24 protein-coding genes are annotated in these 26,624 nt (G+C 39.7%); 14 read left to right on the forward strand and 10 right to left on the reverse strand.

Annotation, left to right across the window (positions count from 1 at the left end):
- Position 1 precedes the first annotated feature (1 nt).
- The 5 genes from FA047_RS04320 (at position 2) to FA047_RS04340 (ending at position 6,914) form a co-directional block, all read left to right on the forward strand.
- Positions 2–1,084 (forward strand): acyltransferase family protein, encoded by a 1,083-nt coding sequence (locus FA047_RS04320; RefSeq protein WP_136834736.1) that lies wholly within the window; start codon positions 2–4, stop codon positions 1,082–1,084.
- Between the two features lie 67 nt (positions 1,085–1,151).
- Complete coding sequence (locus FA047_RS04325) at positions 1,152–2,480, forward strand: lipopolysaccharide biosynthesis protein (protein WP_136834737.1); 1,329 nt, start codon at positions 1,152–1,154, stop codon at positions 2,478–2,480.
- Positions 2,477–3,328 (forward strand): beta-1,6-N-acetylglucosaminyltransferase, encoded by an 852-nt coding sequence (locus tag FA047_RS04330; RefSeq protein ID WP_136834738.1) that lies wholly within the window; start codon positions 2,477–2,479, stop codon positions 3,326–3,328. Before FA047_RS04325 ends, FA047_RS04330 begins: the two co-directional genes overlap by 4 nt.
- A complete protein-coding gene (locus FA047_RS04335) occupies positions 3,325–4,314 on the forward strand; it encodes a hypothetical protein (protein WP_136834739.1) in 990 nt (329 codons plus the stop codon). The genes FA047_RS04330 and FA047_RS04335 overlap by 4 nt, the downstream gene beginning before the upstream one ends.
- Positions 4,315–4,334: 20 nt before the next feature.
- Positions 4,335–6,914, forward strand: a complete 2,580-nt coding sequence (locus FA047_RS04340) for a non-ribosomal peptide synthetase (protein WP_136834740.1) — start codon at positions 4,335–4,337, stop codon at positions 6,912–6,914.
- Between the two features lie 10 nt (positions 6,915–6,924).
- Here the strand turns inward: FA047_RS04340 and FA047_RS04345 are convergent, their stop codons facing one another.
- Complete coding sequence (locus FA047_RS04345; protein ID WP_136834741.1) at positions 6,925–7,758, reverse strand: glycosyltransferase family 2 protein; 834 nt, start codon at positions 7,756–7,758, stop codon at positions 6,925–6,927.
- Between the two features lie 139 nt (positions 7,759–7,897).
- Here FA047_RS04345 and FA047_RS04350 point away from each other — a divergent pair, with 139 nt between their 5' ends.
- Complete coding sequence (locus FA047_RS04350) at positions 7,898–8,803, forward strand: glycosyltransferase family 8 protein (RefSeq protein ID WP_136834742.1); 906 nt, start codon at positions 7,898–7,900, stop codon at positions 8,801–8,803.
- A gap of 76 nt (positions 8,804–8,879) precedes the next feature.
- On the opposite strand, the gene FA047_RS04355 is transcribed toward FA047_RS04350, so the two are convergent.
- From FA047_RS04355 to FA047_RS04375, 5 genes are all read right to left on the reverse strand, one after another.
- A complete protein-coding gene (locus FA047_RS04355) occupies positions 8,880–11,063 on the reverse strand; it encodes an LruC domain-containing protein (protein WP_136834743.1) in 2,184 nt (727 codons plus the stop codon).
- Between the two features lie 320 nt (positions 11,064–11,383).
- Positions 11,384–11,914, reverse strand: coding sequence for a hypothetical protein (locus tag FA047_RS04360; protein WP_136834744.1), 531 nt, complete (start codon positions 11,912–11,914; stop codon positions 11,384–11,386).
- Complete coding sequence (locus tag FA047_RS04365) at positions 11,915–12,253, reverse strand: STAS domain-containing protein (protein ID WP_136834745.1); 339 nt, start codon at positions 12,251–12,253, stop codon at positions 11,915–11,917.
- Positions 12,225–13,394 carry a SpoIIE family protein phosphatase gene (locus tag FA047_RS04370; RefSeq protein WP_136834746.1) on the reverse strand — a complete coding sequence of 390 codons (1,170 nt, stop codon included), beginning with the start codon at positions 13,392–13,394 and terminating at the stop codon, positions 12,225–12,227. Before FA047_RS04370 ends, FA047_RS04365 begins: the two co-directional genes overlap by 29 nt.
- Positions 13,387–13,929: a hypothetical protein gene (locus FA047_RS04375; protein WP_136834747.1), complete on the reverse strand. Its 543-nt coding sequence runs from the start codon at positions 13,927–13,929 to the stop codon at positions 13,387–13,389. The genes FA047_RS04370 and FA047_RS04375 overlap by 8 nt, the downstream gene beginning before the upstream one ends.
- Positions 13,930–13,961: 32 nt before the next feature.
- On the opposite strand from FA047_RS04375, the gene FA047_RS04380 reads away from it, so the two are divergent.
- Both FA047_RS04380 and FA047_RS04385 read left to right on the forward strand, forming a co-directional pair.
- Positions 13,962–14,876 carry a glycosyltransferase family 2 protein gene (locus tag FA047_RS04380; RefSeq protein ID WP_136834748.1) on the forward strand — a complete coding sequence of 305 codons (915 nt, stop codon included), beginning with the start codon at positions 13,962–13,964 and terminating at the stop codon, positions 14,874–14,876.
- 2 nt (positions 14,877–14,878) lie between these two features.
- Positions 14,879–16,045, forward strand: coding sequence for a glycosyltransferase family 2 protein (locus FA047_RS04385; protein ID WP_136834749.1), 1,167 nt, complete (start codon positions 14,879–14,881; stop codon positions 16,043–16,045).
- Positions 16,046–16,112: 67 nt separating this feature from the next.
- On the opposite strand, the gene FA047_RS04390 is transcribed toward FA047_RS04385, so the two are convergent.
- The 4 genes from FA047_RS04390 to FA047_RS04405 form a co-directional block, all read right to left on the reverse strand.
- Entirely contained in the window at positions 16,113–16,298 is a 186-nt protein-coding gene (locus FA047_RS04390) for a hypothetical protein (protein WP_136834750.1), read from the reverse strand.
- Positions 16,299–16,616: 318 nt separating this feature from the next.
- Positions 16,617–17,174: a hypothetical protein gene (locus FA047_RS04395; RefSeq protein WP_136834751.1), complete on the reverse strand. Its 558-nt coding sequence runs from the start codon at positions 17,172–17,174 to the stop codon at positions 16,617–16,619.
- Positions 17,175–17,489: 315 nt separating this feature from the next.
- Positions 17,490–17,741 carry a hypothetical protein gene (locus tag FA047_RS04400; RefSeq protein WP_136834752.1) on the reverse strand — a complete coding sequence of 84 codons (252 nt, stop codon included), beginning with the start codon at positions 17,739–17,741 and terminating at the stop codon, positions 17,490–17,492.
- 87 nt (positions 17,742–17,828) lie between these two features.
- Complete coding sequence (locus tag FA047_RS04405; RefSeq protein WP_136834753.1) at positions 17,829–20,009, reverse strand: S46 family peptidase; 2,181 nt, start codon at positions 20,007–20,009, stop codon at positions 17,829–17,831.
- A gap of 347 nt (positions 20,010–20,356) precedes the next feature.
- Between FA047_RS04405 and FA047_RS04410 the strand changes: the two genes are divergently transcribed.
- The 6 genes from FA047_RS04410 (at position 20,357) to topB (ending at position 26,589) form a co-directional block, all read left to right on the forward strand.
- Entirely contained in the window at positions 20,357–20,833 is a 477-nt protein-coding gene (locus FA047_RS04410; RefSeq protein ID WP_136834754.1) for a GAF domain-containing protein, read from the forward strand.
- The gene (locus tag FA047_RS04415; RefSeq protein WP_136834755.1) at positions 20,826–21,431 is read left to right on the forward strand and encodes a DNA-3-methyladenine glycosylase; all 606 of its coding nucleotides are present in this window, start codon (positions 20,826–20,828) and stop codon (positions 21,429–21,431) included. The genes FA047_RS04410 and FA047_RS04415 overlap by 8 nt, the downstream gene beginning before the upstream one ends.
- A 222-nt stretch (positions 21,432–21,653) precedes the next feature.
- On the forward strand, positions 21,654–22,940 hold the full coding sequence (kynU, locus tag FA047_RS04420) for a kynureninase (protein WP_136834756.1): 1,287 nt from the start codon (positions 21,654–21,656) through the stop codon (positions 22,938–22,940).
- A 34-nt stretch (positions 22,941–22,974) separates the two neighbouring features.
- The gene (locus FA047_RS04425) at positions 22,975–23,835 is read left to right on the forward strand and encodes a bestrophin family protein (RefSeq protein WP_136834757.1); all 861 of its coding nucleotides are present in this window, start codon (positions 22,975–22,977) and stop codon (positions 23,833–23,835) included.
- Positions 23,836–24,735 (forward strand): histone deacetylase family protein, encoded by a 900-nt coding sequence (locus FA047_RS04430; protein ID WP_136834758.1) that lies wholly within the window; start codon positions 23,836–23,838, stop codon positions 24,733–24,735.
- A gap of 3 nt (positions 24,736–24,738) precedes the next feature.
- Positions 24,739–26,589: a DNA topoisomerase III gene (gene topB / locus FA047_RS04435; RefSeq protein ID WP_136834759.1), complete on the forward strand. Its 1,851-nt coding sequence runs from the start codon at positions 24,739–24,741 to the stop codon at positions 26,587–26,589.
- The last annotated feature ends 35 nt before the right edge of the window (positions 26,590–26,624 follow it).

A 26,624-nucleotide genomic window follows, 5' to 3' on the forward strand; every position in this document is an offset into this window, starting at 1 on the left:
AATGACTGAAACTCTTTCTAAAAATGTTGTATCCCGAATAGATTCTATTGATTATCTGCGTGGTCTTGCTGCATTGAGCATCCTAGCTTATCATATGTATCTTTTTAATTTTGGTGAAGTAGATTCATCCAGTATCCTTGGTAAGTTTAAAATCTATGGAGTATCGATTTTCTATATTCTTAGTGGAATCACGTTGTATGTAGTGTATAAAGACAGGCTACACCTCAAAAAGAAAGATCTCCTGGAGTTTTACATCAAAAGGTTTTTTAGGTTGGTTCCCTTACTATGGCTGGTCACACTGCTTACAGTATTGCTTCAATACAATCCGGAGATTATGTCTTTGAAAAAGATCATTCTAAATATTACCGTACTGCCTGGTGCAATAAAACCGGAAGGCTTTATTGCAAGTGGTGCATGGTCGATAGGCAATGAAATCTTTTTTTATCTCTTTTTCCCCTTTATGATATTCCTGATTCGGTTTAAAAGGCCTTTTATTTTCCTGTTTTTGGCGGCAGCCCTGGGCTTTTTAATTTATTTTACATTTTACGTTTTAGACCCCGCAGTTCCATTGGGCTTCCAGTGGTCTGCCTATGTAAATCCCCTCGGGCAGTTTTTCTATTTTATCACTGGAATAGCACTTGGAATACTCGGAAAATACATACCTCAGCGTAAGCTTGTCTATCTGCTTTTCTTTGGTCTTTTTTTCTTTTTATTTGCTTATTACCATGTTCAGGGAGAGCCGGTTATGCTCGTTACGGGAGTAGCCAGGATGGTCCTTTCTGCATATGTAGTATTGTTGTGCCTGTTCTTCTATAAAACTGATTTTAGCGGATTTGCACCTGTTCTGAAAACTTGCATGCAATTTCTGGGTAATATCAGTTACTCGCTATACTTATTGCACCCAATTGTATACTTTGTAGTTAAAACATCATTGGGAATGGCCGGAATAGAGTCTATATCCGTTGTAATTTCTTGTACTGTTGTGTTTTCATTATTTTTTGCATACTTAAGCTATGTTTTTGTTGAACAGACCTTTATCGAAATCGGAAAGAGGTTTGTTAAAAGAATTGGCTATAAAGTTTAATATTCTTAAGTAAATAATCAGATCTATAACTATATTTCTTGCTGATAAGAAATATCCATTTTACCAAATGCTAAAGAATCTAGGACAAAAACTTAAAAACAAACATTTTCTATCGCTTACTACGAGCGTAGTGATGTCTGCGTGTGGCATGCTCACATTCATGCTTTTGTTGCGGTCCATGCATGCAGAGCAAATGGGATACTGGATCTTTTTTCAAACGGCTTTTATGCTGTTAGATACACTCAGGACAGGTTTTCTTCAAACAGCGCTTATTAAATTTTATTCTGGTGCGGAAAAGCAAAGAGCAGCAGAAGTAATGGGCTCTGTATGGTTTTTGGCTTTCATAATTACCGCATTTTGGTTGATTCTCACAATTCCTGCACTATTTTTACTCCCATTCATTGAAGATACCAGTATAAAAATCCTGATAGAATGGTTTGCATTTATCTTTATCCTTACCCTTCCATCAACAATTTCTACATGGAGGCTACAATCTGATCAGAAATTTGATAAGCTGTTGTACCTGGGGTTGCTTACCCAAGGTTCTTTTTTGATATTGATCATTATACTTATCCTAACCAGCAACATGAACATCACAAATCTGCTCTATGCTGATGCGCTGGCTTACATCATTTCCAGTTCTGTATGTTTAATCTTCGGCTGGTCGGGAATCAGGTTTTTTGCACGACGTACCAAAGAGACCATAAGGGAGGTTTATCACTTTGGTAAATTCAGCGTGGGCACTTCTATAAGTACCAATCTCTTGCGGAGTTCAGATATTTTTATGATCAACTTTTTGCTGGGGCCTGCATTATTACCGGTTTATAATGTCGCTCAGAGATTAATGGAGGCTGTTGAGATTCCGCTAAGGAGTTTTCTCGTGACCGGGATGCCTGAACTGTCTACTGCCTTTAACCAGAAAAGGAATGATGACGTGGTTTCAATTATGAAAAAATACTCAGGCATGCTTACTTTAGCTCTAATACCTGTAGCTATAATAGGGATCTCACTTGCTGATGTTGCAGTAGCAATTCTGGGGGGAGGGAAGTATGTGGGGACTGATGCAGCAAATGTATTCAGGATATTTATGCTGCTTTCCATTGTTTATCCTATAGATAGATTTACCGGCGTTACATTAGATATCATACATCAGCCAAAAAGAAACTTTATAAAAGTCATTATCATGCTGGTTATCAACGTTGTTGCAAACTACATCGGTATCAAACTATTTGGTAATTTATATGGCGTAGTGTTCAGTAGCGTGTTGTCGTTCTCTGTCGGAGTCTGCTACAGTTATTTTTCATTAAGGGAGTTTCTGTCATTCAATGTTTCAGGTATATTGAAGACTGGTTTTTACGAATTGAAATACTTATATCTAAAGGTCGTAAAGGGATGAAACTTGCGCATATCATACTTGCACATAGCAAGCCACTTCAGTTAAGGCGGTTAATCGACAGTTTGCAAGACGAGTCAGTTAAATCATTCGTCCATCTTGATGCCAAATGTAATGCTGATGAATATGATTTGCCAAATGAACAGGGATTGGAAATGATAACACCTAGGTTTGACGTAAGTTGGGGAGGTTTTAGTCAGGTAATGGCCATTGTATCTTCAATAAGATGTGTTTTAAACTCCGGTGAGGTTTACGATTATATTAATTTAATCAGCGGACAGGATTATCCATTAAAACCAGTGTCTGCCTTTAAGGCTTTTTTGGAAAAGAATGCCGGAAAGATTTTTATGGAATTTCATTTACCCGGACATGCATGGGTAAAAGAGGCAATACAAAGGATTTCAAAATATCACTTCACAGATTTTAAATTCAAAGGAAGGTATTTGCTGGAACGCATTATCAATACATTAATACCTGCCCGTAAAATCCCAAAAGATTTCACCATCATAGGGCACTCTACGTGGTTTACTATAGATTGGGAATCAGCGCTGTATGTTGTGAAATTCTTTGATGAAAATCCATCTTTCATTAGGAGGTTTAACTACACTTGGGGTGCAGACGAACTACTGATCCAGAGTGTTTTATTTAATTCTCATTTACGGTCAAAAATTGTCAATGATAACCTGAGATACATAGATTGGTCAGAAGGGAAAGCTAGTCCCAGGATTTTAACTATGGCTGACGCTAAAAACTTAAGGGATACCAATTGCTTCTTTGGAAGAAAATTTGATATGGAAATTGATCAGGATATTGTAGATTATCTCGATACACAAGCGCTAAAAGTAATATGAATTCAAAAAATCTGATTCTGCTATCTTACGGAAACAAGACAGAATATAATAGAACTATATTCTGCGTGCTGAGTTTTTGGGCCCATTACACCGGAAATACAGAAAAAATAAGGATCATTATCTATACAGACAATAAGGATTACTTTGAGCCTTTCTTTAACAAAATAGAGGTATCTTATGTGACATTAACACCAGAGATCCTCCAGGATATGCTTGCAGGAAGTACTTATATACACCGGCGCAAAGTTGCGGTTATCGACCTGACATTAAAACAACATCCCGGAGAAGATCTGATATTCGTTGATTCGGATACCTTTTTTACTAAAAATCCACAACCATGGATAGCGGCATTAAAACCTGATATGAGTTATATGCATCTAAAGGAATATACTTTTCAGGAAGGTTTAGCCTTATTTTCATCGTTTAATCAAAGTAAGGAACCAAAGGCGTTTATAGATTTCCTGGAAAGCCAGCCAGTTAAGATTGGGGGAGAAGACCGTTCCTTCAACAGAAATGATTTTTGCTGGAATTCAGGAGTACTGGGCCTTACTTCAGATCTGTCAGTTTATATCGACGATGTTTTTGTGATGACTGACGATTTCTTCAAAAATTCTTCATGGTTTATAAGCGAACAGCTGGCATTTTCATTACTGCTGCAGGATAAAACAAAAGTTTTACCATCCGACGAATATGTTTACCACTATTGGGGCAAACGGCAAAAGAGGCTGATGGATGGTGTTCTGGAGAAAGTAATTAATGATTTGCCTGCTGAAACTAAAACTAATATTGTCAAACTCACTATCAGATTGGAATCTAAAATAGCTGATGATGTGATAAAAGAGCGGGCCGTACTTGCCTTGTTTACTAAAAATTGGGGATATGCTGTGAAAAGAATATTTGCAGCTTTGTTAAAAAATCCTGCAAATATCAGTTTGTTTAGGGAATGGTCTGAAATGAAAAAATCCAGTGTCCCTGAACACAATTAAATGCCCAACATTCTAAAAACATGAGTTTCCAAACGATTTATTTAATTGAAAAACAAGCTAAACTTAGTCCGCATAAGAGGGCACTCAGTTACAAGGGGAATCGCTTAACTTATAGTGAATTGAATGGAAGAGCCAACCAGCTGGCTGCCTTTCTGATTGACAATGGAGCTGTTAAGGAAGGTGTAATCGCTGTTGCAGTGGATCGCTCTGCTGAAATGGTAATCCTGCTGATTGCAATTTTAAAATCCGGAGCAGCGTACGTGCCTCTTGATCCGGATTATCCTGAAAAGAGATTGGAGTATATGCTGAATGATTCAGCGGCAAGATTTTCAATTACTAATAAAAAATACGAGGGAAGAATTCAATCTCAGGCGACAGAGCTGATTCTGGAAGACCTTTGGCAGCAGTCTGAACAATATCCTACAGACGACCCCGGCGTGGCAATTTCGGAGACCGATCTCGCATACATACTTTATACCTCCGGTTCTACCGGAATGCCAAAGGGTGTCATGATAGAACACAGGAATTTGTTTAATCTCCTGACCAGCATGCAGAAATTTCCGGGAATTGATTCAGACGATACTTTACTGGCACTTACTACCATTTCCTTTGATATATCTGTCCTGGAGTTATTCCTTCCATTTACAGTTGGTGCACACCTGGTCATCACAGATACAGAGGTTACCAAAGATGGTGCAGCTATACTCGAGGAAATAAAACGCAATCACATTTCAATTATTCAGGCAACCCCCTCTACTTATAAAATGATGCTGGCTGCAGAATGGAATGAGAAATTCGATCTTAAAGTGTTGTGCTGTGGTGAACAACTACCAAAAGATTTAGCTGAAAAACTGCTGAGCAGATGTAAGGGACTCTACAACATGTATGGCCCTACAGAAACTACAATATATTCATCAGGCAAACAAATACTAGCTACAGATGAAGTCATAACCATAGGGTATCCTATACAAAATACGTCAGTTTACATCCTGGATGAACAAAATCATATTTTGTCCGAAGGGGAAACAGGTGAGATCAGCATCGGTGGGGAGGGCTTAGCCAGGGGATATTTTAACAAGCCTGAACTTAGTGCTGAAAAATTTATTACCCATGTTCTTCCTGATGATCCGCTTTATAGAATTTATAAAACGGGAGATTTAGGCAGGATTTTACCTAATGGAGAAATACAGTGTTTCGGCAGGATTGATCATCAGGTAAAAATAAGAGGGTACCGGATTGAACTTGGTGAAATTGAATATGCACTTATTCAACAATCAGGCGTCAAAGAAACTGTTGTAGCGCCATGGGATGGACCTAACGGTGATAAAAGACTAGCCGCTTATATTGTTCCTGAAAACAGACTTTCAAATGAGGATTTTTTGAAACAGATTCCGATATGGAAGGAAGCGCTTAAGGCATCTGTGCCGACTTATATGGTACCTGGTGACTTTGTCTTGCTGGAAAAAATGCCGCTTACCAATAATGGAAAAGTAGACAGGAAAGCATTACCCGTTCCAGAAATAAGAGCAAGTCTGGCCATCGAAGGTGATCAGCCACAAACTGAGATCCAGCAAATTCTGGCCGAGATATGGAAACAACATTTAGGCGTTCATGCTATCGGGATTCATGATAATTTTTTTGATCTCGGAGGACATTCTTTAACCGCAGTTAAGGTAATGGTTCGCATAAAAAATAAAATAGGTAAGCAATTGCCACTGGGCACTTTATTTAAAAATCCCACAATAGTGGAACTTGCCGAATGTCTGGAGGCCGAACTGCCTCATGCTTCCCCGGAATCTTTAATACCCTTGCAGCCTTTGGGAAAAAAGATGCCACTTTATATTATCCATGGCATTGGCTCAACGGTTTTCAAATTCTTTGATTTTGCTCAACAGCTAGGTGAGGACCAGCCCGTTTTTGGCTTGCAAGCGCGGGGAATTGACGGAACTGAAAATCCCGCAGAAACTATTGAGGAAATGGCAACACAATACATTACGGAAATTCTTAAAAGTAATCCTGACGGACCATACGCATTGTCTGGTTATTCTCTTGGTGGATTAATTGCTTTTGAAATGACCAGGCAACTGGAAGCAATGGGAAAAGAAGTCAGGGTTTTGGCTATGTTCGACACTTATATTATAAAAAATAACCAGCTTGAACCTGGATTGTATAAATCCATACATAGAGTCACTTCAAGAATAGCCAAGTTTTTCTATACTTTTAGTTTGCTGCTGGCAGAGCCCAGACGCACCATAGAACATAAGCTTTTTACGATTGCTCAGTCTTTTAAAAAGATGAAGGGCGAAGAGGTAAGGGGTGTTTTGGATGAAGACTTTGACTTTATCACTAAAGTAGGTGAAGTTCATCGTGCTGCTATTCCAAAGTATAAATTAAAGCCTTACCATGGGGATATTCACTTGTTCAGGGCAAGAAAGGTAGCTACTTATCTGAATGATTTTAAGTTCCTGGGCTGGAAACCATATGCGAAAGCTGTGCATATTCACCAGATAGATGGAGAGCATGATACAATTTTTAACACACCCATTAACCGGAAGTTTGCGGATTCCCTGCAAAGGTTATTGGATAATGCAGGGGGATGATCTAAGAAAATTACCCCAAATTCAGGAGTCTTTTAGCCCTTTTGATAGTTCCTTTAAATAGACCTCCATCGATCTGGATTCTCCTGTCTGTTGTCCATACCATTGCCTTTATTGCAGTTACATAGTGAGGAACTCCGAAACCTTTTTCTCTGAGCTTCACAGCAAGCCATCCATCTTCGTTTGTCCCGGGAGGATGGTTAAATCCTTCTACCTGTAATCCCTGTTCTTTTCTGAAAGCAGAATTAAAGCCATAAACATTCACAGCTTCATCTTTTACCTTTTTATTGTACCAGCGTGAAAGCTCAGCCAGGTACTCATAGAAAAAATAGGTAAACCTTCCGGTTGATCCGATGGGTATAAAAGCAAACCGGCCATAAGTGATTGCGGTGTTCTCGTCTTGGATCAGTGGCCTTACCATTTCTTCTATCCAGTCCTTAGGATATATAGTGTCAGCATCAGCATTTACAATATATTTTCCCCGGGCCACCTCCAAACCTGCATTTCTTGCAAAAGTAATTCCTTGCTTACCTTCAAATATACAGGTTACTCCGCATGCGCTTGCAAGAGCCCCGGTGTCATCACTGGAATTGTTATTGGAAACGATGATTTCCACACCCAGTTTTGTGTTATTTGCACAAAGAGACCATAGTGTAGGAACGATATTGTGACTTTCATTATATGCCGGCATTACGATACTGATCTGCGGATCCTGAGTATTCAGGTTTTTGTATGCTTCGGCTGCCTTGAGACACATTTCTTCTTTGCTTAAACTATTGTTAATGTAATAGTTAATGTCTTTTGGAATTCTAATGGACCTCATTTTCTTTTGATTCAATAATTGCATGATAAAGGTATAAAAATGTTTCTTAAAGCCATTTATTATTGTATTTTAATTGGAAAAGTGAAGATAGAAAGGTCTAAAAATCGTATATTTATAGGCATCCCAAAGTATGAATTAAAAATGAAAAACATCAAGTGTCACTATGAGTCCGAAAGGAAGAATAACTATTGTTACGGTAACGGATAATCACTATCTGATCCTACTTGCAGCTTTACTTAAATCAATAGAAATCAACCACCATTCGGAGGAAATTATCGACATGAATATTGTTGGTGATCATATCAGCGATGCCAATAGAAATAAATTCAATTCTTCCTTCCGCAATCAATCGATAAATATCATTTGGCATGATATGAAATCCATCATGTCCAAATCGGTTAAGCTTCCTGCAGATAAAACATCGTACCCTCTAAATATTTATATGCGCTTATTTTTTTCCGCTTTTATCGGAGAAGAGGTAAAAAGGGTGCTTTATCTTGATGTTGACATGATTGTACTCAGTGAGATCAGCACATTGTATCATACAGATCTTAAATCATTTCCAATAGGAGCTGTTCTTGATCCAAAAATTAAAACATTTGACAATTCATGGGGGGGCATAAAAAATTATAAGGAACTGGGTCTGGATGGAAATGCCGCCTACTTTAATACAGGCTTATTGTTGATTGATATTGATGAATGGAAAAAGAACAATACCACTCAAAAGGTTATCGATTGTATAGAAAAGAATAAATCCTATTTAAACTATCCGGATCAGTATGGTTTGAATGTTGTATTTGCCGATAATTGGTTTCACATTGATCCAAGTTGGAATACTTTTGCTGCCAGTGCACCTGATGTTTTGCCCAATCTCATTCACTTTACAGAAAGAAAGCCTATTTATCAGTCTTATACCTACAGTCCCGAGTATCAGGGAATATTTTTTTCTTTTCTTAAATTGACAGAATGGAATGACTTTAAGCTGATCGGCGAAAATCACAGGTATTTAAAGAAGATAGACAATGTCATTAAGAAATGGTTTTCTTCGAAACGTTCAAGCCGGTCTTAAAAGATTAATCTGATTCACCATAAAAAAAGGGCAGACTGTATAGTCTGCCCTTTTTTTATGACTCTGGAAATTACTATTAATTTGCAGAGAATATTTTTGCATTGTTTCTATAACCGGAAGCTGTATTGCTATACCAGTCCTGGTCGGTTGTTCCGCCAGACATTGCCCAGTCTGAGAACTTAAGGTAAGTATCAGCAATTGAATTTTGCTCAGCCGGATATTGGAAAGGAGCGATAGGCAATTCAATAGCCCAGGGAAGTTTTTTATCTGTTCCGTAGAATTTGCCATTTATTGAATTGTCATCTCCAGTTCCGAATAAATTACTGTTCTTTGCCAGTTTTGTAGGGTTCTTGCCATATAAATGCGCTTCATAACTTCTTCCAAATCCCGTTGTATTGTTCCACACAAATGGGTTGTAAGAACTGATACCGAATGTCTGTAATGAAGGTCCATTCTCCAGATCAAAGCTAAATGTATAAGTTTTAGAAGGAGAAACCGTTACCCCTGGTTTTGTATTCCAGTTTGCCTGCTCTGCACGGCTGTCGGTAAATAAGATCACAACAAGACTATCCTGACCTGCTTCTGGTGATAAACCGTTGGAAGCATTGAAGTTTTTGGCTGAATTTGCCAGCAGGTTGAACTGTATACCAGCGCCGTTGCGGAAATTACCGCCTGTAGCCAATAAATTCCATTCAGCCTGAAGTCTTACCACGTTGTTGGCAGCGTTCGTTACCACAAGATAACGGTATGAAAGCACAACATCATTTAAGTCATAGTCACCTTTTAAAGGCCAGCTATCTTCGAAAGCTACAGTTGAACCCCCACCATTATAATTTAATGAATAGTTGTTAAAAGCTTTAGTAGGGTCACTAGGATATGCATCCTGTTCATCTATTACACCATCATTATCCGTATCAGGTTTTACCGGGGCAGGAGCAGTTCCGTTACCTATAGTATTACATCCATCTTTAGCTATGTAAACCCCACAGCCCTTTGTAGCGCCATCACTAAAGTGTTTTTTGTTGTTCTGGTTAACCTCGATGTCTTTAGTTCCGCAATATTGAAGTGCTCCTTTGAAATAACCATTGTTGTTCAAAACATCATCTCCCACATTGGTAACTACTTTAAACAACGACGTAGCTCCCTGTCCATTTACCGTACCATTCAATTTCGTAAGGTTGTTGGTCTGGAACATTGCACCATCATACAGGTTAATTTCACCGTTTCCGTTCACCTCAGTTTCATTACCCACTACAACCAGTTTATAGTTGTTCAAGATCTTGTTTACAACCAGGTTTCCGGTCACGTTAAGCTTGCAATAGTTGTTAAGTAAGCCTTGTCCATTAATGGTCAGAGCGCTAAAAGTAAATGTACCATTATTGGTAAGGTCACTGTTTAGGTTTGACGAAGGAGCAGTAAATGTTCCATTATTGATGGTTGTTGAATTTCCGTTCAGGTTAAAGTTACCTGTGAATGTTGCCGCCCCATTGTTTACAAATCTACCACCATTAATAAACCCGCTTCCGTTTATTGTGCCATTATTGGTAAATTCTTCAGAAGAAGATAGGTTAAGGTCACTATTAATTTTTACTGTTGTACCAGTTGACACGTACACTTTCAGTTTACTGTGGTTAAATGTTCCAACAGTGATGGTCTTACCGGGGGCGCTTAATTTTAATGTACCACCGCTATTTGCGGTTACATTGACTGTCACATCACTCGAAGCTGTAAAGCAAACTACACTCGAACTGCTTGGTACATCAATATTCGTATTTGTAGTTGAATTAATACATTCCGGCTCAGCATCTGCAGTTACATTTACAACACCTACTTTCCTGTTAATTGCGCTGCTCACGGAGCTTATAGAGGTAGAAACCTTATTAGATATCAATGAAAGTTTTTCTGTAACTGAAGAGCCGTCAGGAGCAGTTTTTATCACATAAACTTCTTTAATTGTCGAAGGAACAGAAAGCTTGGCATTAAATGGAGTAATTAACGAAGCCGAACCTTTAGCCACAGGAGTACCTCCTTTTGAAGGATCAGTTAAATAAATTGCAATCACGTGCAGTAAATTTTGGAAACGGGAATCACTAATGCCAATGCTGAAATTTACATCTCTTGAAGTTTGCCATTGAAAGTCAGCAGGCACCACAATGTCTGTGATATTTTTGCCTTCATTGTTTTCAACGGTATTGTCTTTTTTACAGGCACCTAAAAGAATGGTGAATCCTAATATAAACGAAAGTAACTTTTTGTTCATTTTTATTATTAATTAATGATATATCTCGTGATATTCAAATACCATTCCGAAAAACCCTGAAATTGGGGAAATTAAGAGAATGTTCTAGTTTTAATGGATAGGAACTGTTTTTTCTGATATTTTCAGGAAGAACTGTCATTTTTACAATGTTTTTCATGACAAATCGGGGAAAATTATACCCGCAAAAATGGGGAATTGAGCAATATGTGCGCGTAGGTACTTATCCGTTTGTGAAACGAATTATCTTTTTGAGATTTGTCGTGTAGTATGAGTTTATGTTGATTGTATGTTAAATGTAATATTTGTATTAAAAATAACGGTTAGGTATTTATATTTACGATATATCTGTTTTCTTTAACATCAGGGTCGTACTGATAAATGAAGCTGTCTGAAGCAAGCGTAATGATGTAAAATCCGAAATGCTCAGGCATGTGTTCAATGTTCAATCCTTTTTCAATATATGGGTTCAGAAATCTAAACTTGTATTTGTCTAGCGTCTGTATATGATGTTTGTTTTGTTCTGAAAAACTGATTTTTAACGTTTTATCAATATCTTCAAAAGGAATCTGCTGTGAACTGGAGCTAAACTCAATTTGAAGCCCCTTTTCAAATTTCTGAATCGTTAGAGAGGGGTGATCGATCACCAGTTTAATCTGCGAAGTGCCATCATAAGAATGTTTGATTGAATTTGTGACCAATTCTATCAAAATCAGCTTAATTCTTCGCTGTTGTGCCAGATCAAGATCTTTATACTTAAGTATTTTCTCTAATACACTTTTAGTAAAAGTGAAAATATCGTCGGCATTTCTGGGTGTTTCAAGTTCTACAATAATGGGGAATGAATTTTCCATCTAAAATTCCTTTAATGCATTTTCCAAAGAGTCTTTTAAACTAAAGATCTTGTCAAGGCGGGTAAGTTGAAACAGGTTTACTATGTCGTCGTTCATGCCAATGAGTACGAGTTTGCCATCCAACGGAAGAAGGCTTTTTAATATCGCCACTAAAGCACCTAAAAAGGAACTATCGACGTAATCAACATTGATAAAGGAAATGATTAATTTTCTTTCTCCTGCATTTATTTCCTGTTGCACGAGTTCTTTGAATTGTTCTGATCTCGAAAGGTTTGCTTCTCTTTCTTCAATAACAATCGCAAGCACACCGTCAATTTTCTGTTTTCTTGTCTTCATCATGCAAGCTTTTATTAGTACGCTTTTTATTTATAATAATAATACTGCAATCGTCAACCTGTGATGTATGTTTATTGAACAGGTTATTTTTAATATCTATAGCAGTTTTTCCATTTTTTTTCATTTCATAAAGTCTCGATTTTAATAAACCCAGGTCTGACTTTTTAACCCCGTTTATTTCGAAATCTATCATTCCGTCGGATATTAGATATAACTCTTCACCTTCTTTTAGCTCAATTTCGATTTCATTAAAATCACTGTATTCTGAAAAGCCGAGTAGAATACCGTCTGACTGGTAAATTTTTAGAGCGTCATGTCCATTCTCATACTTCAGTAAAGGCAAATCACCGGCGCCGGCGTAACTTATTTTTTCTTCTTCATCATCAATCAACACAATACTCAGCGTAGAAAATATATCGCTAAGGATTTCGTCTGAATGAATTACTTTGTTCAATTTACTTAAAATTTCTGATAAAGAAAAATTTCCGTCATAAACGCAAAGCCGGATAGCGGATCTGATATAGCTTAGGAAGCTGAATGAAAAAAACCATGCTCCCCATTTCTTTCCCATTACATCACCAAGAACCACAAACGTAAACCTGTTGCCGATGGTTATAAAATCGATAAAATCTCCGCCGGGCTGGTTTTGAAAAGTCTGATTGAAATAACTGATGCCATAGTTTTTTAACTCAGGAGCCTTTTGTGGCGTATTTCTAAGGTTTAGTTTCTCTGCGATACCTTTTACCTCGCTCAGGGATCGCTCATAGTGTTCCCTGACCGATTGCATCAGGTTGTCTATTTTAGACAATACATGTGCGGACGGCGTTCCTTTGCTGATGTAATCAATCGCTTTCAGGTCCAGACCTTGCTGTATAAAATTATCGTCGTTTACAGAGGTGAGGAACAGGAAGGGAATGTTTTTAAATAAATCATTGTTCAGCAGTTTTTTCCTGAAATCAAACCCGTTCTTTACCGGCATCTGGTAATCTGATATGATCAGGTCAGGTGTTTCATCCATCAGCAACTGCTCTGCTTCATCAACAGACAATGCAATTTTACAGGTATAGCCGTTGCTGGTCAAGAGCTTTTCAAACAGCTTCAGCTGCACAATGTCATCATCAACAAGTAAAATGAGCTTATTCATATTTTTTCTTGTGGATTAACGAATTCAGAACAATATAAATTCCAATGACGATGATGATGAGTGAGATGAGGTCCATTAATGTAAAACCGTCGTCGGCATTAAAATTGAAGATCACGAACATCTCAAAATAGGGCGGGGCGGGCATAATGATCATGGCAAAGCCCAATGTAACAAATAAAAACCCGATAATAAGCTTTACGATATTAACTATTGTTTTGCCGAAGCCAATTTTTTTTGCCTGAACGGAATCAATGTAGTTATTGTTCAACAGATCTTCGAGCTGGCTCAGCTGATCAAATTTGCTGGCGTCTGATGAGGATACGTCCTGGATTTGTTTGATCAGCTCTTTGCCCGTCAGCTTTTTATCCAGTGCCTGGTTGATCTTTGTTTTGATCCCATGGATATTCTCAGTGTCTATTTTACTGCCCTCAAGCAGCGCGATAAACTCATTGAGCTTATGAATCAGTTCCTGATCTTTAGCTTCAAGCTGTTCAAAATGCCGCAGATCTTGAATAAGTTTGTTTTTATCAGCCAAAATAGTCTACTTTGAGGGTGTATTAATATTTTATGAGTTCAATATCGATTATAACCGTAAACTTTTTTCAGCCACAGGCTACAATAGAATTGCTTAATTCTTTATATCAATATTATGCTATAGCTAATATAGAAATAATTTTAGTTGATAATGGTAGTCCTATTGATAATGAACTTTACTTTAAACGAGATTATCAGAATATCAAATACATACGTTCTGAAAAAAACTTAGGTTTTGCGGGTGGAAATAACCTTGGAATTGCTCACGCTACGGGAGAGTATCTTTTTCTTATCAATAATGATACAGAAGTTACGCCTGGTTTGATAGAAACCTTAGCTGATACTTTAAAGAAAAATGAGCGAATCGGCATTATTTCGCCCCAGATCAATTATTTTGATAATAAGAAAATCATCCAGTACGCTGGCTTTACGCCAATGGATTATTACACCTGTCGAAATGCCTGCATTGGGCAGTTTGAAACAGATAGCGGGCAATACCATAATAAAATAGAACAAACTGGTTTTATCCATGGGGCAGCAATGATGATCAGACGCGAAGCGCTGGAAAAGGCAGGTCCTATGGCTGAGAATTTCTTCCTTTATTATGAAGAAATGGACTGGTGCGAACGCATCAAAGATGCGGGCTATGAGATCTGGGTCGACACCAATGGATTGATCTACCATAAAGAATCGCTTTCTGTTGGTAAAAACAGTGCATTAAAAGAGTTTTTTATGAACCGCAACAGAATTCTGTTTATAAGACGCAATGCAAAGCCACTTCAGCGCATGGTCTTCTATATTTATTTCATGCTGCTGGTAGTTCCCAGAAATATGCTAAAATACCTGGCAGCGGGTACTGCTGGTTTCACAAAGGTCTTGTGGTCTGCCATCTTCTGGAACATCCGCAATAAAACAAATAGCCGGGATTTAGGATTTAGATTAAAGTAATAATGAAAATGACATTTTGGGTTTCCCTGTTCCTGGTTTTCTATACCTTCTTCGGCTATGGAATATTATTATATTTCCTCATCAGGATCAAGAGGCTGTTTAAAAAGACACGTAGAAAAATGTCTGGTTTTGACGAGTTGCCGACCTGTACGCTTATTGTCGCTGCCTACAATGAGTCTGATTTCATAGAGCAAAAGATTGCCAACACATTACAACTTAACTATCCGCAGGGTAAGCTAGAACTGATTTTTGTCACTGATGGTTCTTCAGACAATACTCCGGAACTGGTTGCGAAATATCCTCAGATCAAATTGCTGCATTCGCCCGAACGTAAAGGCAAAATATCTGCGGTACACCGCGCCATAGCTCAGGTGACCTCTGAGGTGATTGTCTTTACTGATGCCAATACTTTCTTAAACCAGGATGCGCTTGTGCTGATTTGTCGTCATTATGCAGATCAGAAAGTGGGTGCCATAGCAGGAGAGAAGCGTGTAATGATCGATGAGGCAGCTGATGCTACAGCTGGAGAAGGGTTTTACTGGAAATATGAATCTAAGTTAAAGGAGTGGGATTCTGAGTTGTATTCTGTGGTAGGTGCGGCAGGAGAATTGTTCAGCATCCGCAAAAGCCTTTATGAACCTGTTCCCTCAAATAGCGTGCTCGATGATTTTATGATCTCTATGCGCATTGCTGAAAAGGGATATGTGATTGTTTATGAACCTGAAGCTTATGCTCAGGAGACGTCTTCGGCAAATATTAAAGAAGAGCTGAAAAGGAAAATCAGGATTGCAGCCGGCGGAATACAGTCGGTGATTTGGCTAAGTGCATTGCTCAATCCCTTCAGATATCCTCTGCTTTCTTTTCAGTATATAAGTCACCGCGTACTGAGGTGGACAATCACGCCTTTCCTGATGATCCTTTCCTTTGTTTTAAACGTATGTATCGTAGTGAATGAAGCAAATCCTTTATATGTCGTTTTACTAGGCGGACAAGTACTGTTTTATCTCTCTGCTTATCTAGGTAAGTTATTGGAAGCACGGAAGCTCAGGGTAAAGATCCTTTTTATACCCTATTATTTCTGTGTGATGAATTATGCGGTACTGGCAGGATTGATCAGGTATTTCTTTGGGGAGCAATCTGTGATCTGGGAAAAAGCACAGCGAAAATAGGATCAGGAAATTGAACTATAAAAAAAGGCAATGAAACATCATTGCCTTTTTTTGTTTTTTATGCAGACTATTTTTTTTCCGGAGGAGTAGAAACGATTTCACCAAATTCGTTTACATACGCCATCATACTGTCTAGATCACCTCCGGACGAATTCTGCTGACGCTCCAATTTGCGTTGTTCCTTATCTTCTTTTTTCTTTTGTCTGTTTTTTTCCAGTTGCTTCTTCATGAAGGTAGCCTGAGATTTAGCCATAAATTCAATGTATTAGTTAAAAAATAACCTTTCTCTATTTATCTTTTTGCAGATTATCCCGGCGGCAACGGGCCAGTGTCGTGGAGAAATTGGACTTCCGGTCAAGGCCTGACCGGCAGATAATTACAATTAGAGAAAAAGTTTTTGTGATTTATAAACCCGTTTTGCAAATATAGCAATTTTTAGGTTAAGATCAAAGCTTTGGATTTGCGTGCTTGATTACCCCTTGGTAACAGTCTGCTGGGTTGTCCCCAATAAAAAAGGACTATCTTTTCAAACAGCCCTTTAATACAGCAAATTTTGCCGTAGTATTTTGTCTTATAAACCCACAGTAAGCGTGTAAGTAAATGTAGCAGTAGCGCTCAAAGGTTTTGTGGTTACTCTTCTTGCTTTACCAGTCAATACATAGCTAAAAGAACTAGCAGTCACAAAGCTTTTCAATTCTGCATTACCTCCTGTGATAGGGATAGTCAGTTCAGATTTCTCTGCGTCAGCATTACCGGTCACGGAAGCTACAACAACTTCTGAAGTATTAGACTTAATAGTAGCGCTCAGGTTTTCAAGGTTTGCAAAGTTGTTCGTTGCATCAGAATCATTAAGTTTGATCTTAACGCCGGTGATTCTTACATTCTTTACATTGCTGATGCCAAACTTAGAAGCTTGCGCTTTGATCAAAGCATCCAAATCCATAGTTACCGGAACAGTTCCGATTGTAGTACCTGCATTTAAAGATGTGATGATTGGCACAGTGAAAGTAACACCTGCTGGACTGATAGAAATGTCGCGTTGTGTTGCTTCTTTAATTTTGCTGCATGATGAAAAAGCAATCATCAAGGCAACTGCTGATGTAAATAGGGTAGAGATTTTAATGTTCATGTAATTTGGTTTTAGTTTATATTTATAAGTTGCAAATATTCACAAAATTTGTCGAATTAAACAATACCAATAAACGGGTATAATTAGATTGCGTTTTTACCAAACCTCTCATTTATTTGGCTATTTTCACTAACAGAATTTAATATTGTTGATGTTTTTAACGTGCTGTATTTCAAGCGATTTAAATCAATGATTTTTAAGTATTTATTTACATAAAGGAACTTTTTAAGATGAAAACAGCGTCTAAATACAGAATATTATTTTGATTGTAGTTTTATCTTGTTGTTTTACAGTATTTTATGTGTTTTATTTGGGTTAATATTGCTGACGGTCATACGCTGCAGAGAAATCGCTTCTCATCGTTTTAAAACGCTCCACAACAGTCGCTATAAAAGCTTCATCCAGCATCTGGAAGATCTCGTTTGCCCCTCCTCCGGTGAGGTCTAATTCTGATAATTTATAACTCTGCTCTAATGTTCCCTGCTCAAATTTGACGATGTATTTTTGGTTCATATTGAACAAGGTGATCTTACAGTCCGGATGTGGAAGTTCTGCTATTACTCTCATGTGATTTATTTAAAGATGGTGAAGATTAAATTGATTAAAAAAAAGCCGTCCTCAATTAAGGGACGGCTGTCGGTTATTTCAATTGTTTTAAAGTTTGACTCCCATTTCGGTGAGCAGGAAGTCTGCCTTGTCGATTTTTGCGGCTACCCAAAGTACATAGCGAATATCAACCCCGATAGATCTGCTGTAGCTCTCATTCCATGCGTAATCATTGATCGTAGCGCCATATGCACGGTCAAAATTTACTCCAATCAGTTCTCCGTAAGCATTCATGATAGGAGAGCCGGAGTTGCCGCCTGTAGTATCCATGTTGTACAGGAATGAAACAGGTACATCATTCAGGTCTTTCTTTACAAAAGGCCCAAAATCTTTCGCATCCCATAGCGCCTTGATTTGTGGAGGATATGCAAACTCAGGGTTGCCGGTCGTGCCTTTTTCCAGGATTCCTTTTATGGTCGTGTAGGGGCGCATGTACGATGCATCAGCCGGCCAGTAGCCTCTCACGTATCCGTAAGTCAGGCGCAGTGTGCTGTTGGCATCCGGAATGAAATCCTTTTTCAGGAATTTCTCTTTTACATTCACGTAATCGCCCATCAGTTTATTCAAAAGCCCCTCTCTGCGGTCTTTCTCCGGTTTCAGTTCAGCTATTTGTTTAGATAGATCTGTTTCAAAAAGAAGCAGGCCATCATTATATGTGCTGATCGATTTAGGTGATTGGATTAAGGTATTCAATACATATTCTGCATCCTTTAGTTTACTCAAGCCAAAAGTATTGTCGATGTATTGGTCTATCACGGTATTGCCGTTCGATCCTTTGCTGCTGATTTTATCTACCGCATTCACTTTTTGAGTAAAATTAAACGCTGCTGCATCACTCATCATTCTCTTGAAGATCTTTCTGTCGGCATCTATTTCATAAGCATCATAGATGGCGGCCAGGTTCTGCTTTAGCTTCGGATGGTTCTGTTCAAAAAACGCCTGTTTTTGTGCCGCCGGCTGTGCGTCATAAGCGGCTTTAAACGTGTTTATGTTTCTCGCTACCCCTAGTAAGCTGGTAGAGCTGTAGATCTGCGACAGCCAAAGGTCTCTTTGTGCATCACCATTGATGAGTTTGTAAAGGTTATCGATGTCGGTCATCAGACTCCCGTATTTGGCCTTTACATCCGCATTGTTATTGATGAATTGGGATAGGGCAGCATCTTCCTGTTTCTTTTGTGCGATCAGGTCTATGCCTTTCAATCCCTGTAGCTTACCTCTGTAGTTTTTTAGCGTATTGGCATTTCTTTTAATCCTGGTGGCCAGTTTGATCTCTGTAGCCTTATTTTTCTTGCCTACGGTTTCCATGGTTGTATTCTGGAAATCGTATAGATCTGAGGTGTAAGGGAGCACAAACTTCTGCTGATATTCAATGAATTGTGCAGGTCTGTGGCGGAAGGTTCTGCCGGGATAACCCAATATGAACACAAAGTCCTCCTCAGTAGTTCCTTTTGGATTTACTTTCAGGAATTTTTTAGGCGTATAAGGCACATTGTCTTTTGAATACTTCGCAGGAGAGCCATCCTTGCCAACATATGCGCGCATGAAAGAGAAATCGCCTGTATGACGAGGCCACACCCAATTGTCTGTTTCGCCGCCGTATTCACCAATCTGACGGTTTGGTACATATACCAATCTTACGTCTTGTATGGTCTTGTAGCGGAACAGTACGTAGGTCTTTCCGATGAACATTTCAGATACCTCAGCTTTGATGGAAGGGTCTTTTTTCTCAGCTTCCACAACGATATTTTTCATTGCGTTGTTGATGAGTTGTAGTCTGGAGGCTGGATCTTCGATTTGCGCTACAGCACCCATTACTTTATCCGATACGTCTTCATAACTATCGGTAATACGGCAGGTTAATCCTTTTGCTTCAATTTCTTCTTCATGTGATTTTGCTACAAATCCATTGGTCAGGTAATCGTGTTCCGGTGTGCTGGCTTGCTGCACGGCACTGAAGGCACAATGGTGATTGGTGATGATCAATCCCTGATCTGAAATGAAAGATCCCGTGCATCCGCCAACGTTTACAAGGGCATCAACCAGACTTGTTCCATTGGGATTGTATATCTCATTCTGGTCTATTTTTAGTCCTGCTTTTTTCAGGTCCAGCTTGTGGATTTCGCTTAAAGGAAACATGCCTTCTTCCCAGGGCTTGTAACCTGACTGCAATACACCGATGGTTAACAGTGAGCAGCTCAGTAGGGAGGTAATTAGCGTCTTTTTATTCATCTCTGTTTTTATGTAAGTTAGTGATCAGATAGAAACACATTGCCGGTTCCGGCAATGGTCGTTAAAATCACAAATCTAATTATTTTAATTTGAGTGTCGTACATACTTGCAGTAGTGTTAATAGGGGCTGCGTCGTAGCTCGATATTACCTGATTATTACCTGGTGCGTACCTCCGTCGCTAATAAGTACCGTTTTGCGAACTAGCTAATGACAAGGTGTGAACAAGGTGCCCATGAAGTCAGCACTTTAGTAATCGCTGAAACATGACAGCAGATTGAATTTTTCTAAGATAGACTTTATTACTTTTGCTATCAGTTCAATAAAAAGAAATTTCAATTATAAACTAATGGCAGAGGATTTAGAAATCTTAAAAGACGCAGATAAAGAGGCTCAGTATAAGACGCTGATTCCACAAATTAAGGCTTTGATTACAGGAGAGGAAGATCAGATTGCCAACCTCGGTAATATTGCGGCTGCTTTGAAGGAGCAATTTGGTTGGTTTTGGGTAGGGTTTTATTTGATTAAGGGAGAAGAACTCGTGCTTGGCCCATTTCAGGGGCCTGTAGCTTGTACCAGGATCAGAAAAGGTAAGGGCGTTTGTGGTGCCTCATGGGCGCAGCGCGAAACGCTGATTGTTCCGGATGTAGATCTTTTTCCCGGGCATATTGCTTGTGCTTCAGCTTCCAGATCGGAAATCGTATTGCCTTTATATAAAGGAGATGAGGTGATCGGTGTACTAGATGTAGATAGTCAATATCTATCTCATTTTGATGAAGTTGATGCAAAGTATTTGAAGGAAATAATTAACCTGCTTAATGGCTAAGTTACCACTATCATTTTATCAGAATATAGAAGTAAACCAGCTTGCAGTGCAACTGCTGGGTAAACGGTTATACACTTGTGTCAACGGCGTGCTTACCGGTGGCATCATCGTGGAGACTGAAGCTTACAAAGGTGTAGAGGACAAAGCGTCACATGCCTATGGCGGCCGATTTACAGACCGGACCAGAGTGATGTATGAGCAGGGAGGGTTATCTTATGTATACCTCTGTTATGGTATCCATCACCTGTTTAACGTAGTTACAGCACCTCAGGGGATACCTCATGCCGTGCTGATTAGAGGGCTGGAGCCGGTGGAAGGATTGGATGTGATGCAGGAGAGAAGAAATATGCCTGTTTTAAAACCAAATCTTACAGCCGGGCCTGGTGCCTTAGCTAAAGCTATGGGCATTGACAGGGGGTTGAATGCAAAGGATCTTGGCGGAGATGAAATCTGGATAGAGGACAAAGGTCTTAGCTTCAATGACGATGAGATCGTTTCTTCCCCACGGGTAGGTGTCGACTATGCGGGCGATCATGCCTTACTGCCCTGGAGGTATTATGTGAAAGGCAACCGTTTCGTGAGTAAACCAAATAGCTAGTGTTATACTGTGGTTTAATACGGACTGGTATTTAATTCGCTTAAGTACTGCTTAAATCCTGGTGTTTTACTGCTTGAGCAAGAGAATAGCAAGAGAGGAGCAAGAGGAAAGCAAGAGAAAAGCAAGAGAGAATTAGAGCACAATTCCGACAAATGCCACAGTCTTGGACTAAATTTTAAAAATGTTCATAACTGCTGATTACTTTTATATAAGTTTGAAACGATGAATTTTGAAAACACATTAGCATTTGCTCAGGAAATGGATCAGGCTGATCCGCTTCGTGATATCAGAAATGAATTTTTATTTCCTCAACAAAATGGAAAGCCATTTATTTACCTGTGTGGTAATTCTTTAGGGCTTCAACCTAAAGTTGCACGTGAAGTTTTAGAGGTGCAACTTAGTAACTGGCAAAACCTGGCTGTAGAAGGCTGGTTTGAAGGTGATAGTCCATGGATGTTTTATCACAAAGAGCTGAAAAAACTAATGGCACCTATCGTTGGCGCCAGTGCCGCTGAGGTTTGTCCGATGAACACCCTGACGGTAAATCTTCATTTACTAATGGTCAGTTTTTATAAGCCAAAAGCAGGAAGGTATAAGATCATCATGGAAGCCGGAGCTTTTCCTTCTGATCAGTATGCGATAGAAAGTCAGGTTCGGTTTCATGGTTATGATCCTAAAGATGCGATCATCGAGGTTGTCCCACGTGAAGGGGAATATACCCTGAGGACTGATGATATCATTAGTATTATTAAAGAAAACGGCACTGAAATCGCCCTGGTGATGTTCGGCGGAGTAAATTATTTTACCGGTCAATGGTTTAATATGGAGGCCATCACCAAAGCAGGGCATGCTGCGGGTGCTGTTGTAGGTTTTGACCTGGCGCATGCTGCGGGTAATGTTCCTTTGAAGCTGCACGACTGGGATATCGATTTTGCCTGCTGGTGTTCTTATAAATATCAGAATTCCGGACCAGGTGGGATTAGTGGTATTTTTGTACATGAAAAGCATTTTTCTGACAGCACGTTGAACCGATTTGCTGGATGGTGGGGTTACCAGGAAGAGCAGCGGTTCAAGATGGAAAAAGGTTTTGTGCCCGAAGTTGGAGCAGATGGATGGCAGGTGAGCTGCACGCAGGTAATGCCTATGGCTTTATACCATGCTTCTTTGCAGATCTTTGAAAAAGCAGGATTTATAGCGCCTTTAAGAACTAAAAGTAAAACTTTAACCAGTTACTTATTTTATGTTATAAATGAGGTAAATAACAAGTTGGGAGTAGAGCAATATAAAATCATTACGCCTGCAGAAGAGGCAGACCGTGGTGCGCAGGTATCTATCATTGCAAGAGCTGAGGGAAAGAAGATATTTGACTTACTTGTTGCTAATAATGTATTGGGCGACTGGAGAGAACCCAATGTCATCAGGCTGAGTCCTGTGCCTTTGTATAACTCATTCGAAGATGTTTTTAAAACAGGAGAACTACTGTTGAGTATTGGCAGAGAGTTGTTGTAAGTTTTCATTAATTTTGAGAGAAAGCTAGCTAATTATGATCAATTATAATCCTAAAGACTGGGTAACATTTATTTTTCATGTACATAAGGCAGACACGATCAGGATTTTATGGCCGTTGATGTTGAGTGTAGCCTTGTTTTCTGGCTGCATTGCTTTTCTGGAGCTGAATTATCTGAAGCTGGCGGAGACTACTTATGTGAAAAATATAGGCATGATGCACAGTTTGCTGGGCTTTGTCATCTCGATGCTGCTGGTGTTCAGGACCAATACTTCGTATGACAGGTGGTGGGAAGGACGAAGACTTTTAGGTGGACTGACCAATGTGAGCCGTAATTTTGCGATTAAGCTTAAGGCTTTGAAACTGAAGGAGACACACATTGAATTTTTTGAATATGCGATTCCTAAATATGCTTTCGCACTCAAAGAACATTTGAGAGAGAAGCAGTATTTTGGCAAGAACAGTTTGCTGATTGAAGTGGATGGTGGTAAGCACATTCCCAACCAGGTAGCGACCAGTATAGCGTCCAGAATTTTTGAGCTGCAAGCCAGCGGAGAGATCAGTCAGGAGCAATTAATCATACTTAATGCAGATGTTCAGCAATTCACGGATATATGTGGTGGCTGTGAGCGTATTAAGCGGACACCAATTCCATATTCTTACAGTGCATTTATTAAGAAGTTTATCTTCATTTACGTGATTACATTGCCATTCGGCTGGGTGTTTAGTCTGGGCTATTTTGTGATTCCTATAGTGCCATTTATTCTCTATGTATTGGCGAGTTTAGAGCTGATTGCAGAGGAAATTGAGAATCCTTTTGGAGAAGATGCCAATGATTTGCCGGTGGATGAGATCTGTGACAATATAGAAAAACATGTAGGGGAGATCCTCAGGTAGATGGTTAAGGTTGCCTGGCACCCCCTGTATGCACATCCTTTGCCGGAGGGGCATCGCTTTCCGATGCTTAAGTATGAACTGATCCCGGAGCAATTGCTGCATGAGGGCTTGATTACCGAACAGCATTTGTTTGCTCCTGAGGTATTGAATGAGGATGTTGTGTTGTTATCTCACGATAAAAATTACTGGAAGCAGCTTAGATATTTGACTCTAACGGCTGCGGAACAAAGAAGGATTGGCTTTCCGTTGACAGCGCAATTGCTGGAAAGGGAACTGAGGATAGCGCAAGGAACGGTTGATGGTGCATTGTATGCAAAGCAGTTTGGAATAGCTTTTAATGTGGCTGGTGGTACACATCATGCAGGAAGTAATTGGGGAGAAGGATTTTGTTTGTTGAACGATCAGGCAATTGCTGCAAACTATTTGCTGGATAATGGTTTAGCAAGTCGCATCTTAATTATAGATTTAGATGTTCACCAAGGAAATGGTACGGCAGAAATCTTTTATGACGAGCCCAGGGTTTTTACTTTTTCGATGCATGGAGACAGGAATTTTCCATTCAGAAAGGAGCGCAGTGACCTGGATATCGCATTGGAGGATGGGCTGAACGATGAGCAGTTCCTGGATAAATTAGATGGGGCGCTGAGCGAATTATTGAAGCACGAACCCGATTTTGTGTTTTATTTGTCGGGCGTAGACGTACTGGAAAGCGATAAGTTAGGTAAGCTTGCCTTGACTAAATCAGGGTGTAAAGAAAGAGATAATATGGTATTGCAGTTTTGTAAGCAGCACAATTTACCGGTACAGGTAAGCATGGGAGGTGGTTATTCGCCCGACATCAGAGATATTGTGGAAGCACATTGCAATACATTTAAAGTTGGCTTAGATATTTTTGAATAATTTATGAAGATTGTTATTGCAGAAAAGCCCTCTGTGGGCCGTGAGTTGGCTAAAGTCTTCGGTGCTACGACTAAAAAAGATGGTTATATAGAAGGTAAAGGTTACTCCTTTACCTGGGCATTTGGGCATTTATTGCAGTTGGCCCCGCCACAGGAGTACGGCTTTATTGGTTGGAGGAGACAACATTTGCCTATGCTTCCACAAAAATTTAAGCTGGGAATCCGTAAGATCAAGACGAAAGATGGAATGGTGGAAGATCCAGGAGTGCGGAAACAGCTCGATATCATTAAAAAACTATTTGATGAGGCTACAGAGATCATTGTGGCGACGGATGCCGGGCGGGAAGGTGAGCTCATCTTCAGGTATATCTATTATTTTCTGAAATGTAAAAAGCCATTTAAACGGCTTTGGATCTCTTCGCAGACTGATGAAGCGATCAAAGAAGGTTTTAGAAACCTAAAGCCGGGTACGGATTATGATACCTTGTTTAATTCTGCGCATTGCAGGTCAGAATCGGACTGGCTGGTAGGGATGAATGCCACGCAGGCATTGAGTATTTCGGCTGGAGCACGCTCGGTACTGTCGCTGGGTAGGGTGCAGACCCCCACATTGGCTATGATCTGTTCGCGTTTCCTTGAGATCAAGCATTTTGTGCCGCAACTGTATTATCAGCTGGCGATACAACTGGATAAGGACGGGCAACTGTTCAAGGCAATTTCTGTAATTAATTTCGATAAAAAGGAAGATGCTGAGGCATTGTTCGAGAAAATAGAAGATGTAGCTTCCGGGTTTCCGAATGGAGCGAAGGTGCTTACAGTAGAGGCGAAGCCCAGAAAGGAGCCGCCTCCGCTATTGCATGATTTGAGTAGTTTGCAACAGGAAGCCAATAAACGCAAAGGCTTTACGGCCGACCAGACCCTAAACTTATTGCAGGGATTGTATGAAAGCAAGCTGGTCACCTATCCACGTACGGGCAGCAGGTATATCGGAGATGATGTTTTTGCCGGGGTACCCGTTTTGATTGAAAAATTGAAAGGGCATCAGGACTTTGGGAAACAGGCAGATTTCCTGCTTACAGTTCCTTTAAATAAGAGGAGTGTAAATGCGAAGAAAGTTACGGATCACCATGCGATATTGCCTACGGGCGAGTCGCCGTACCAGTTGACCGGCGATAAGCAGGCGATCTATGAGATGGTTATAGGCCGGATGCTGGAGGCCTTCCATCAGGAATGTGTAAAGGAAATCACCAAGATTGCGATAGAAGCTGGTTCAGTTTTTATGGCAAATGGTACGGTGATCCGTTCGGCAGGATGGAGATCTGTATTTAACGAGTCGGATGATGAGAAAAAGGACGAAGAAAACCCTTCACTACCGAAAGTAAAGGCTGGTGAAGAGCTACCTATCGTCAATAAAGCTTTGCTGGAGAAACAAACCAAGCCTAAAGCTATGTACAACGAAGCATCTTTGTTGAAGGCACTGGAGACTTCGGGTAAGGATATTGAAGACGAGGAACTGAGGTATGCAATGAAGGACAGCGGTTTGGGCACACCCGCCACCAGGGCTTCGATCATTGAAACGTTGATCAACAGGGAGTACGTAGTTAGGGAGAAAAGGAACCTGGTACCAACCAATAAAGGACTGGCGGTGTATGACGTGGTGAAAGATCAAAAAATAGCACAGGCGGAACTGACGGGTCAATGGGAAAAAAGACTGGAAGAGATCCGGTCGGGGGCATCGGTGACTGATTTTAAGGCCGAGATCATTGAATATACCAGATCTATCACCAATGAATTGCTTCAGGCAGGCGCCGGACTGGCTGAAAAATTTATGAAAGAGGAAAAAGTGGATAAATAAATTTAATAGATTCATCACATTTGATGTAAATGAAA

It is taken from the genome of Pedobacter frigoris (genome assembly GCF_005116445.1).
Lineage (GTDB): Bacteria > Bacteroidota > Bacteroidia > Sphingobacteriales > Sphingobacteriaceae > Pedobacter > Pedobacter frigoris.